Consider the following 12095-nt stretch of genomic DNA (forward strand, 5'->3'; position numbering starts at 1 on the left):
AAATTTATAGTTTAAAACTGTTTACTTAATCTGATTTTAAAGACTTGACCGGGTTAGCAATTGCCGCTTTCACACCCTGAAAACTGATTGTGATCAATGCCAACAAAAGTGCGCCAGCTCCTGCGAACACAAATACCCAGGGACTCACCGGAATGCGGTAAGCAAAATCACCCAGCCATTTTTCCATTGCATAATGAGCCAGCGGCGAAGCCAGTAAAAACGAGAGTACCACAAGTTTTACAAAATCCTTTGAAAGCATGATCACAATATTCAGCACGGTAGCGCCAAGTACTTTTCGAATGCCGATTTCCTTTCGCCGTTGCTGCGCTGCAAATGTGGTCAGTCCAAATAGTCCAAGGCAGGCAATGAGAACAGAAACCATTGTGATCCAATATACAACGTGGCCGGTAAGTACCTCTGTTTCGTACATTTTGCCATAAGTATCGTCAAGAAATGTGTATTCAAACGGCCGATTTGTTTTAAACCTGTTATAAACCTGCTCCACACCCGCGAGGGTCGTTTTCATATCGGCGCTTTTGTTGATTTTGATATACATATAATCATTAAAAAGCGTGTCGCTCCCGAGCATCAGCGCCATCGGTTTTACTTTTTGCCGCAATGAAGTAAAATGAAAATCTTTCACAATCCCGACCACATCTTTTCGCACACCCTGACCCAGATCAAGGGTTTGCCGGAAATCAGCCGCATGAAGCCCCAGTTCCCGGGCCGCACTCTCATTGAGTACCAGTCCGTTCGTGGGCGCGTCTTTCCGGGGGCCGGCAGCCCAGCTAATCTGCATGGTGCTGACAAAACTTTCATCAACCCGGAATGAATTGACCGTGATCTTTTTATCAGAATTGGCCTGCTTGATCTCAAACGAATTCCCATAAGGATGGTACATCAGCAAACTAGACGAGGTAACTGCATCCACGCCGGAAAGTCGCTCTACTTCGCTTCGGATTGCTTTATAATGCTTGCTCATTCCATCCTGGTGATCGAGAAACACCGTGACAATCTGGTCGCGTGCGATACCCAGATCCTTCTTTTTAAAAAACTGCATTTGCTTGAATATCAAGATGGAACTGATGATCAACACAATGGAAATGGTGAATTGAAAAACGGTCAGGAAGTTGCGTGCTCTGGCTGCATTGCCCAATATTACCAGGTTTCCACGCAATGCGTCCCCGGGCGAAAAGCCTGAAAGCAGCAACGCAGGATAACTCCCCGCCAGAACAATGCTGAGCAAATAAAATGCGAGCACAGGAACTACAAACCAGAGACTTTTCAGAAAATCAATATCAACCTCAATGGAAAGTGCAGTGTGTACGGTTTGAAAGGAGAAGAAAAGGAGCAAAATAGCTGCCAGGAAGGCAATGGTAACCGACAAAAAGGATTCCAGGTAAAACTGAAAAATCAGAGAGCTGCGTGCGCCGCCTACAACTTTGCGCACCGAAACCTCGCCCGAGCGTGTAGAAGAATATGCCGTGGTAAGGTTTACATAATTGACCAGCGCCAATGCGAGGATCAGCAATCCAATGACAGAAAAGATTACCGTAGTCTGCCTGGCGCTGAGATCAATAAGTCCAAAGTGAAGACCGTGCAGCGTATACAAATGGTAACTATCTTTTTTATCCCTGATTTTCAAACTTTCTGACAGCAGCAGCGGAATTTTGGCCTCCACGGCCTTCGCAGACGCATTGTTTTTAATCAGGAAATAAGTGTTGTAACTACCTACTGCGCCTATGCTCGTTGTTTGCGTTTTCAAAGTTTTTTTGTCCAGATAACCTGCCATTTCACGCAGTTCGTTAGCGCGGTGAGTTTGCAGGTCGGCCAGAAAATCAAATTGAATGGATGAATTCGCGGGCAAATCTTCCATGACGCCGACTACCTGGTACACGGCGGATTTGTCATAGGTAATGGTTTTGCCGAGTGGATCGGCTTCCCCGAAATATTTCCTGGCTGTACTTTCCGTCAGGATTACCGTGCCCGGTTGCGTGAGGGCAGTGCGGCGATCGCCTTTGATCAGTTTGAATGAAAACAACCGAAGAAAGCCCGGATCGGCTGCTACAAAATTTGATTCATAGTACCGATGCGCTTCATCACTGGCAACAAGCTTGCTGTAAAATGTTACGTCGGTTATTCTTCCAAAATCCTCTACTTCCGCGCATTGCTCTTTTACTTTCTGTCCAAATCCGTACGACATCCACGGAACGGAATACGAAGCTTCTGCATCTGTGTGGTCAAATTCTACCTTGACAATCCGGTCGCCGTGCTCGTGAAAACGATCGAAACTGTATTCATTGGCCACAAACAACACAATGAAAAGCGAAGTTACCAGTCCGATAGCCAGCCCGCCCATGTTGACGAGGCTCATGCCGGCGCGTTTTCGGAGTGACCGGAATGCAATCTTGAAGTAGTGGAACAGCATAGGATTCAGGAATTTACATTTACTAAATGTAACCAGAAATCCATTAAAAATACACGACAAAAAAAATTGCCAATGCAGGTGCTTGAATTCCTCCATTGGCAATGTAATGTGAATAGCGTGTGCTTACTACTGAGCCAGTCTAACGGAATATACCGGCTTCATAATCCTTGGTCTTTTGCCTGCTTTCTGCATAACTGGAGCAGCTGAGCGCTGGAAAGGATTTGTGTCTGCCAACATATTTTGGTCTTCAAAAAACTCTTGGTTTGTTTCGTAGGCGGTTTTTGTTGATGATTTCATGAGTGCTAATATTTAATGATTTTTAGTTTTATTGATGATATGTTACCTAGGATACACAAAACCGTGCCAAACTCCGTTTCACAATGCTCAGGCAAGTGGAAAATTGAGCAAAAACCGCGAACCCTGTTCAGAATCAACGTTTATCTTTCCATTAATCTGCTTCGTTAGAGAGGCAACCAGCCGCTTTCCAAAGGACTGTCCTCCCGGTTTTCGCCAGTTTGCGACATCCACACCTCTTCCATTATCCTTGATTTCGAGGTAAACCTGCTCCTGTTGCCACAACTTGATACTGAGCTCAGGTTTTTCAATGCCTTTGTAAGCGTGCTTGAATGCATTTGTGATCAGTTCATTGACAATCAGGCCAAGTGGCACAGCCATTTTCAGATCGAGTACGATCGGTTCAATGTCGGTACGAAGACTGAAATCTTCGGAATAGCCGAAAGACTGCATCAATCCTTTTACCAGATCCTGGATATACTCTTTTACACTTACCCCCGCCACATTATCGGTCTGGTACAATTGCTGGTGGATCAGCGACATAGCTTCTACCCTTTGCTGCCCCTCAGTGACTGCCTGGATCGCCTTCTCATCTTCCAAGCGGCTGGCTTGCAGTGACAACAGGCTGGATACAATAGCCAAATTGTTTTTTACACGGTGATGGAGCTCCTGCATCAATTCTTTGAGCTGCGTCGCCTGCACGCTGATGCGGCTGTTCGCCTCGGACAGGTTGCTGTTGGTAATTTCCAGTTTTTGATTCACACGCTGAATAATCCTGTACTGCCACAATGCAATTGCAAGCAGGAAAGCCAGCATGGAAATACCGCCATAAAGCCACCATAGCTGCCGTTTTTTCTCAAAATTTTCAGTACCCAGCCGCTGAATACGCTCCTGGTTTTCCTTAGCCTGAAACCTGGTTTCCGCCTCGATCAGCTGTCTGCTTTTCTCCGAATTAAACACGCTGTCCCGATAAGCCACCCATTGATTCTGGTAGTTGAGCGCCTGCTCAAACTGCCCCTTCTTTTTGTAGATATTGGTCAGCATTTCGTAGATATGCATGTAATCATTGATCCGCTGCGGACTTGTTTTGGCCATTTCAATGGCTTTTTTCACATACTGTTCCGCTTCGTCCGGCCTGTTGAGGAGCAGCAATGTGTTAGGGAGATTGAGGTAAACCATTTTTTCCAGAAATTGGTCTGACTCTTTTTTGGCATAGTCGAGCAGCTGCATGTAAGTATTCAGCGACTCCTGGTACCTGCCTGCATTTTTGAGGATAATCCCCCTGTTAAATAGTGTTGACGAGAAGTCGGCACCCAGCTTTTTGTATATTTTGAGCGCTTTGTCATTGTAAGCAAGTGCGCCATTATAGTTTTTTCTGATATCCTCAACAGTGGCAAAATCGGTGTACATATTGGCCACTTCATCTTCCATTTGACTTTTTTCAGCCAGTAACAAACCTCTTCGGAAGTAATGTTCAGCCAGTTTCAGGTCATTTATGGTAATATAAACACCACCTATCCGCTGCAAAGCCCTGATTTCCCGCCGCACGTCCCCGGCTTTCTGAAACAAAGCCTGCGCCTTCTGATAATTTGAAACTGCCGCATTGGAATTACTCTGTACCTTTTGCAGCCAGGCCATTAACATATAAGTGCGGCCTTCCCAAACGCGGTTCTCTTTGTCGGTTGCCAGTTCCATCATTTCCACAATCGCGCTGTCGACCCGGCTAAATTTGAGCAGGTCGATCATATCATAAGCATAATTGTTCAGGTCCTCGAAACGGGCTGAATCTGGTTTATTGCTGATTTTATTTTGGAATGTGGAAAATACGGTAGAATCCGGCTGTGCCTGACTACTAAAAACAATAGCCAGCACAGCCGTAATTGAAAATAGAAATGATTTCATGAAACTGAATTGTGAGCGATGGAGGTAACAGGCAGCGTGCCGTAACTCAAAACTAAAGTAACCGCCACAATTAGCCAAATGAAAGTAAAACAGCCCGGAAACCTGCCCTATTTACCAAGTGCACGCCGGATCGCCAGCTCCACCGGAGCATAATTGCGCACCTGGTCTGCAATGGTCAGCTGGTCTTTCAATGCAAGCGGAGGCTGCGCCATAAACTTCGGATTAGTACCGCGATGTGACTGCGCGGCGTGTACAAGAAATGGGTGGCACAGGTAAACGGTTCCGGCAGCGCCCGTCGCGAGTGCCTCTTCCCTTTCAGGCAGCTCATTTAGCAGGGAGACTACTTCCGTGAATGTGAGACCACGATCTCCTTCGGGCTCCAAAAGGCGGGCGATATCCCAATGCGAACCTATCCTGAGGCGGGTAGGTGCATCGTTTTCAGTCACATCGGAATAGAGAAAGAGCATCAGCAAGCCGCGGCCTTTGGAGAACAGGTTTATGCGCCAGTCGAAATAATTATCTGGATTGTCACCGGGAAAGCTTGCATCCACGTGCCAGCCGTCGTCACCAGCTAATTCGTTGGAAGGAAATCTGACAGGGAAAGCGCCCATACTTACTCTGGGAAGCCACTTTCCGGCACCCACAAGCTGATCGAATGCACTTGTCAGCACATCCGTGTTAGCCGATTCGCGAAATGGTTCTTCCGTGTACATACCAAGCCAGATTACCGGTTTTGTCCAGGTGGAACGATCGTGGGGATCACAGTCCAGGTCTTTCCATAAAATTTCCCTGGCAGCGGCAGCCACATTTGCGGGAAATGCATTATCCAGTCTGATATAACCTTTATTGATGAAATCTGTTATTTGCTGATCATTAAATGGGCTTTCCATAGTTGTATAGGTGAATGGGATCGAAAACAGCGAAATGCGTTGTTTTCAAATCATTTTGAAGAAAAATCAAAGGCAATACAATGCTGCCCTTTTTTAAAAAAGGTCAGCGCGTCGGGAGACGATGGAAGTGCTGTCAGAGTGTTGGAGTCATCCTCATAGCTACTAAAATAAATTGTTTCATCGAAAATTCCTTCCTGTAGGAAAGATTTCTGTTTGCACATCCCGCCTTACCTGCGTGCGCTTATTAATAGCCTGTGATACGTATTCATCTTTTTCATCGGCGCGGGAAAGGGTAAGTATGTCCGGATTTTCGGTTTCAATGGACGTGAGTTTTTTGAGTAAAACAGACAAATCATGGCATTTCTGAACAATTACGTGCGTTACGTCCCCTTCTCTCTGCAGCCGCCCTTCCACCATCAGCAGCCGCGCGCGCAGCACTTCTTTCCGGTATTTTTCAAAAAGCTTTTCAAAAACCACCAGGTTTGCGTAGCCGGTTTCATCTTCAATCGTGATAAAACAAACACCGCCCGCAGTGCCGGGCCGCTGCCTGACGAGCACCAGTCCTGCCACTTTTACCGGCCGGTTGTTCCCGATCAGTTCAAGATCGTGGGTTGAATAAATGCCTTGCTCTTTCAACTTATCCCGTACAAAACTCACCGGATGCGCTTTCAAAGACAGCGATGTGGAAGCATAATCCTGCACTACGTGCTCTGAGGCGGACATCAGCGGCAGCTGGACCTGTGGCTCGGTGGCACTGGGCGACGGCTGTCCCTCGAACAATCCAATGGGACGGTCGCTCAATGCGGTAACTTCCCACAATGCCCGCCGCCTGTCCAGACCAATGGACCTGAATGCATCTGCATCGGCCAGTCGCTCCAATGCAGCCTGCGACACGCCCGCTTCGCGCAGGTGGTGCACGCTGGTGTACGGCTTTTTCCTGCCTGCTAACAAAGCTTGTATGTCATCTTCGCGCATTCCTTTAATCTGCCTGAAACCCAGTCGGATTGGAAAGTATTTACCCGTTTTTTCTTCGAGAATATTATCCCATTCGGAGTGATTAATATCTGCTGACCGCACTTCCACATCATGTTTTCGTGCGTCAATAATGATCTGCGCTGGCTGGTAAAATCCCATGGGCATACTATTGAGCAATGCAGTGGCAAAAACATCGGGGTAATGACATTTGAGATAACACGAAACATACACCAGCAATGCAAAGCTGGCAGCGTGACTTTCCGGGAAACCATAACTGCCGAAACCTTCAAGCTGTTTGAAAATACGTCTTGCAAATTCTTCGGTGTAGCCTCTTGCTGTCATTCCTTCGACCAGCTTTTTTTCAAACCGCTCTACCATTCCTTTTACCTTAAATGTGGCCATACTCCGCCGGAGCTCATCTGCCTCGGTAGGTGTAAAACCGGCCGCTACAATCGCAATTTTCATTGCCTGCTCCTGAAAAAGGGGCACTCCCAGAGTTCTTTTCAGTATTTCTTCGAGTTCAGGAGTAGGATATTCAATCTTTTCCTCCCCATTTCTCCGACGTAAATATGGATGCACCATATCCCCCTGAATAGGCCCGGGACGAACGATCGCCACTTCAATTACCAGGTCATAAAACACGCGTGGCTTCAACCGGGGAAGCATAGATTGCTGCGCCCGGCTTTCGATCTGGAATACGCCGATGGTATCTGCCTTGCAGATCATGTCATATACTTTCGGATCGTCTTGTGGAACATTGGCGAGAGTGTAATCTCTGTTATAATGCTTCCTAGCAAGATCAAATGCCTTGCGAATGCAGGTAAGCATCCCCAGCGCCAGCACATCGATTTTCAGAAAGCCAAGTGTGTCAATATCGTCTTTGTTCCATTCAATGCAGGTACGGTCTTCCATTCTTGCATTGAGGATCGGGCATAAATCGGACAATTTACCCTGCGTGATCACAAACCCTCCGGTATGCTGGCCAAGCTGACGTGGGAAGCGCAGATACTGTTTGGTAAGGTCAAGGATTTTGAGCAAATGCGGATCATTCGGATTAAAACCCTGCTCGGCAACACGCTTCCCTTCAAACCATTCATCGGTAAACTCCCAGATCGAGCTGGAAAGCCGGTTGATCGCATCCAGCGACATACCCATTACCTTCGCCACATCCCTGATCGCCCCGCGCTGGTGCACTTGTGTGACAGTAGCCACAATGCCGGCGCGGTCTCTTCCATATTTTTGATAGATATATTGAATTACTTCCTCGCGCCGCTCGTGCTCAAAATCCACATCAATATCCGGCGGCTCGTTTCTGGCCGAGGAAATAAACCTTTCAAAAAGCAGGTCAATTTTCATGGGATCGACGGAAGTGATACCCAAGCAATAGCAAACCGTAGAGTTTGCAGCCGAGCCTCTCCCCTGGCACAAAATCTTTTTTTCTCTCGCAAAACGGACAATATCGTACACTGTCAGGAAATAAGGCGCATAATCCATTTCCCTGATAAACACCATTTCATGCTCAATCGCAGACCTTATTTTCTCGGGGACACCATCGGGATAACGCTCTCTTGCTCCCTCCCAGGTTAAATGCGCCAGTTCTTCCAGCGGAGAGCGGCCTTGTTTTGTTATTTCTTCAGGATAAACATATTGAAGTGAGTCGAGTGAGAAGCGGCAGGCATCTGCTATTTCTTGCGTGCGTTTGACCGCATCAGGATACCATGCAAACAGCCGCTGCATTTCTTCTTCTTCCTTCAAAAAGCGCTCTCCGTTTTGATAAAGCTTAAAACCTGCATTGTAGATCGTACACTTTTCTCGAATGCAGGTCAATACATCCTGCAACTCTCTGCGCTGCGGATGGTGGTAGTACACATCGTTTGTTGCGACCATCGGCACATCCAGCTCCTCGGCAAGCTGCGAGATCCGGTAAAGCTTTTTGGTATCGTCGCCCTGATAAGTCCGCGCAGCAGCGATGTACAAGTGACTACCAAGGTTCTTTTTGTATTCTCTTAATGCTCTTCGGAAGTCAGGTTCAAAATCAAAGTCCGCATTCAGGGAGGCTGGCGGCACGACTATGAACTTCATACCCTTTGCATATTTGTACACATCCTTCCGATACAAATGGCACTGTCCTTTTTCAGTACGTATATTACCTTCCGTCAGCAATGCAGAGAGTCCGGAATATGCGTTTTTGTTGGTGGGATAAGCCAGCAAACTGGGTCCGTCCAGCAAGTCGAGCCGACAGGCGGGTATCACCCCGATCCCATTGAAATTTTTAGCAGCTGCGTGTGCGCGTACTACTCCCGCGAGCGTGTTCCGGTCGGTGATCGCGATTTTTTTATACTTATATTCAAATGCCTGCGCCACCAGTTCTTCGGGGTGCGAGCCTCCGCGCAGGAAGCTGAAATTGGTCGTTACCTGCAGTTCAGTATACATCAGACAAAATAACCGTGAATGAACCATATCCGCTTGTCCTCCTCGTAATGCCCCAGCCGGAAGATCCAGTAACGCGCTCCCTGCTGATCTTCAACGCAATAGTAGTCCCTATGCTCGCCTTCTTCAAGCCACCATTCGCTTTCAATCCGCTCCGGTCCGTCGGCCTTTCTGATGTAGTGGACTTTATTTTTATAGGTAAAAAGGATAGGCGGATAATCGGGTACCAATGCAGATACAAACACCTCTTCCGGCAAAGCCAGTAACTGAACGGGACGGATCCGGTCTGTTCGCCAGGTAGTTGACAATATATCTTTCAGCGAAGCGGCCTCACTTACCGACCTTTCGGGCCAGTAATGTTCAACGGGCAAAAAGCGGTGGATTACCTGCATTCCTGCCCTGCCCGCGAGCCTGTCGAGCAATTCCATTAAAGTAACCCTGTCATTTTCTCCCGTCAGGTTCCAGATCGATTCCTGCACGGGGTCAACATCCTCCACCTCAGGAGCTTCCATCACAAAAAGCTCTATGCCCATTCCAGGCCGCAATGTCTGGATTTTGAGTTCAAAAAGTTTAAAAAGATGCTCCCGGTGATTGGATGCGCTGTTGGTAACTATTTCAATCTGTACAATTTTTCCATCAACGCGGTACCCTTTAAATGTTGCTTTCCGTAAACCCTTACCTTCTTTCAAAAACCGCACGCAAAGCTTTTTTAGAAGGATTTTTAATGCAATCGCAATTCCGGTCGCAGTCACGATCGGCTCCATGCAGGGAAGCCTTTCCTGATAAGGCACAAGGGGCTGCACAGGCTCGATGATTTCCAGTGCATGCCCCATTGCCTGATCGAGCCGGTCCAGTAACTGTTGCCCGAAACGTCTTCTCAGCACGGGACGCGGCATATTGATGAAATTGCGGATCTGGTACAAGCCCAGCTTATGCAGCTTTTCAACGATCGCCGGTTCAATCCGCAATGCAGCTGGCGGCAGATTAAGCAAAGCATTTGCCTGATGATCAGGCGCCACTATTGTCCCATTCCCCCCGAAATGCGCCACTGCCCACGCTGTCCCGATCGTATCTGCAATACCTGCCTGCACCTGGTAACCTTGCTTATCCAGCTTGCCTATTATTTCCACCAGGTAATTTTCTTCACCTTTCCATAAATGCGTGCAACCGGTAATGTTGAGGATCAGACCGTCGGGTGGATCAACTGCAACAATCGGCGAATAGCGGATACACCATTCTGCCAAATTTGTTAAAAGTGCCGCGATTTCGTCTGGACTTTCATCGATGACTTTCAGGTCGGGAAAAATCGCCCGGGCGTCCGCTACGACTATTCCGTGCTCAATCCCGTTAGCCTGCGCCAGCGGGCTGGCTGCTTTTACCACCATCCTGTTCCGTTCCGGGGCAGCCAGCACAAACTGACTATCCCTCAACTCAGGCCGCCTGATTGTTTCCCAATCTGTCGCTAAATGCCGGAACCATATGTTAGCGAAGCGCGAATGCATATTTTAGCCCATTTAAAAACTTAAATATTTGACCAATAAACTATTACAAACTAAATGATACTTTTAATATCAATAAATTGATTACAATAATATCAAATTGCTTGTATAAGTCCAATCTTTTTTTGAAGTTTGAGCCTCACAAAAACATTTCTATACACCTAAAAGAAAGCACTATGACAACAAACCAAAGACCCTCGCTTTTTGAAGAAATCAAGAAAACCGATGAAGCCGGAAACGAATTTTGGAGCGCACGAGATCTGGCTAAAATCCTAGAATACACGGAATACAGGAACTTCAAACCAGTCATTGAAAAAGCGAAAGAGGCCTGCAAAAACAGCGAACAGAGCGTTTCAGATCATTTCGTGCATTTGCACGAAATGATCGAACTGGGCAAAGGCGCAAAACGGAAAAGTGATAACATGAAGCTCTCCCGCTACGCCTGCTACCTGATCGTACAGAATGCCGACCCGGCAAAGGAGGTAGTTGCATTGGGCCAGACTTACTTTGCAGTACAAACGCGTTTACAGGAGATCCAGCAAATGGAAGCGTACAATAATCTTCCGGGAGAAAATGAAAAGCGGCTGTTCTTACGAGGCGAGGTCACCAGGCATAATCTGCTACTTGCCGACGCCGCTCGCACTGCCGGTGTGGTCGAACCTGTTGACTATGCTATTTTCCAAAATCACGGCTACATGGGATTGTACGGCGGACTGGACGCGAAAGCTATCCACGAAAGGAAGGAACTCAAAAAAAGTCAGCACATACTGGATCACATGGGCAGCTCTGAGCTGGCGGCTAACCTTTTCCGCACTACGCAAACAGACGACAAGCTGAGGCGAGAGAAAATCACAGGTAAACAAAAGGCAAATCAGACGCATTTTGAAGTTGGCGCGAAAGTGAGGCAGACAATTCAGGAGCTCGGAGGTACCATGCCGGAAAATTTGCCCAATGCGAGCAGCATTAAAAAACTGGCAAAGGCCAGTGACGTAAAAAGGATCAGAAAGAAATAGTTAGAACAAAAATGGGTACGGGGAGATGGAACAATTCAAATTATTCAACGATAGGGAGCACCTTTCGCTTCCGCAACATTTAATGGATTATGTGCCGGATTTTTTTGATAAGAAGGCAAGTGACTTATATCTGAAAACATTTGTCCTGACCATTCCATGGCAGCAAACCAAAGTGGTGATGTATGAAAAGGAAGTACTTACACCGCGGCTTTCGGCTTGGTTCGGTGACCGCCCGATGGTAAAAGGGGACAAAAGACCACCTATTGAATGGACAGAAGAGCTTTGGGAAATTAAAAAGAAAGTGGAAGACTATACCGGAATGAATTTCAACGGCGTATTGCTTAATTACTACCGCAATGAAAAAGACTCGGTAGCCTGGCATAGCGACAAGGAAACGATACCAGGTATGAAAACAGAGATCGCCTCCGTAAGCTTCGGACAGGTTCGCGCTTTCGATTTCAGGAACAAGAAAGACCATCGCCAGCAATATTCATTGGAACTGGAAAATGGCTCACTATTACTCATGAAAGGGGATTTACAAAGGTTCTGGGAACATCGGGTAGCCAAATCAGCCAGGCCAATGAATGCAAGGATCAACCTAACATTCAGGAAGGTTTTGCATTAAAAGAAATCCAATTCCAAAAATCAAAAGCTAAAAGCCAAC

General features: G+C 47.1%; 8 protein-coding genes. 2 read left to right on the forward strand and 6 right to left on the reverse strand.

Features of this window, described 5'->3' with window-relative positions:
- Positions 1-25 precede the first annotated feature (25 nt).
- From Q369_RS0104015 to Q369_RS0104040, 6 genes are all read right to left on the reverse strand, one after another.
- A complete protein-coding gene (locus Q369_RS0104015) occupies positions 26-2428 on the reverse strand; it encodes an ABC transporter permease (protein WP_169739235.1) in 2403 nt (800 codons plus the stop codon).
- 126 nt (positions 2429-2554) lie between these two features.
- Complete coding sequence (locus Q369_RS28975) at positions 2555-2725, reverse strand: hypothetical protein (protein WP_157488028.1); 171 nt, start codon at positions 2723-2725, stop codon at positions 2555-2557.
- An 87-nt stretch (positions 2726-2812) separates the two neighbouring features.
- Positions 2813-4624, reverse strand: a complete 1812-nt coding sequence (locus tag Q369_RS0104025) for a histidine kinase dimerization/phosphoacceptor domain -containing protein (protein ID WP_031526520.1) — start codon at positions 4622-4624, stop codon at positions 2813-2815.
- Between the two features lie 107 nt (positions 4625-4731).
- On the reverse strand, positions 4732-5514 hold the full coding sequence (locus tag Q369_RS0104030; protein ID WP_031526521.1) for a hypothetical protein: 783 nt from the start codon (positions 5512-5514) through the stop codon (positions 4732-4734).
- A gap of 177 nt (positions 5515-5691) precedes the next feature.
- Positions 5692-8922 carry an error-prone DNA polymerase gene (locus Q369_RS0104035; RefSeq protein WP_229206729.1) on the reverse strand — a complete coding sequence of 1077 codons (3231 nt, stop codon included), beginning with the start codon at positions 8920-8922 and terminating at the stop codon, positions 5692-5694.
- Positions 8922-10421: a Y-family DNA polymerase gene (locus tag Q369_RS0104040; protein WP_031526523.1), complete on the reverse strand. Its 1500-nt coding sequence runs from the start codon at positions 10419-10421 to the stop codon at positions 8922-8924. The genes Q369_RS0104035 and Q369_RS0104040 overlap by 1 nt, the downstream gene beginning before the upstream one ends.
- A 173-nt stretch (positions 10422-10594) precedes the next feature.
- Here Q369_RS0104040 and dinD point away from each other — a divergent pair, with 173 nt between their 5' ends.
- Positions 10595-11431: a DNA damage-inducible protein D gene (gene dinD / locus Q369_RS0104045; protein ID WP_031526524.1), complete on the forward strand. Its 837-nt coding sequence runs from the start codon at positions 10595-10597 to the stop codon at positions 11429-11431.
- Between the two features lie 25 nt (positions 11432-11456).
- Positions 11457-12056, forward strand: a complete 600-nt coding sequence (locus Q369_RS0104050; RefSeq protein ID WP_031526525.1) for an alpha-ketoglutarate-dependent dioxygenase AlkB family protein — start codon at positions 11457-11459, stop codon at positions 12054-12056.
- Positions 12057-12095: the final 39 nt, after the last annotated feature.

Origin of the sequence: Dyadobacter crusticola DSM 16708 (genome assembly GCF_000701505.1) — a bacterium.
GTDB classification, from domain to species: Bacteria; Bacteroidota; Bacteroidia; order Cytophagales; family Spirosomataceae; genus Dyadobacter; species Dyadobacter crusticola.

Excerpts from the sequence above, each read along its gene's own strand:
- Q369_RS0104050 (WP_031526525.1), top strand. The coding sequence starts at position 11,457 with ATGGAACAATTCAAATTATTCAACGATAGGGAGCACCTTTCGCTTCCG.
- Q369_RS0104030 (WP_031526521.1), bottom strand. The coding sequence starts at position 5,514 with ATGGAAAGCCCATTTAATGATCAGCAAATAACAGATTTCATCAATAAA.
- dinD (WP_031526524.1), top strand. The coding sequence starts at position 10,595 with ATGACAACAAACCAAAGACCCTCGCTTTTTGAAGAAATCAAGAAAACC.
- Q369_RS28975 (WP_157488028.1), bottom strand. The coding sequence starts at position 2,725 with ATGAAATCATCAACAAAAACCGCCTACGAAACAAACCAAGAGTTTTTT.
- Q369_RS0104035 (WP_229206729.1), bottom strand. The coding sequence starts at position 8,922 with ATGTATACTGAACTGCAGGTAACGACCAATTTCAGCTTCCTGCGCGGA.
- Q369_RS0104040 (WP_031526523.1), bottom strand. The coding sequence starts at position 10,421 with ATGCATTCGCGCTTCGCTAACATATGGTTCCGGCATTTAGCGACAGAT.
- Q369_RS0104025 (WP_031526520.1), bottom strand. The coding sequence starts at position 4,624 with ATGAAATCATTTCTATTTTCAATTACGGCTGTGCTGGCTATTGTTTTT.
- Q369_RS0104015 (WP_169739235.1), bottom strand. The coding sequence starts at position 2,428 with ATGCTGTTCCACTACTTCAAGATTGCATTCCGGTCACTCCGAAAACGC.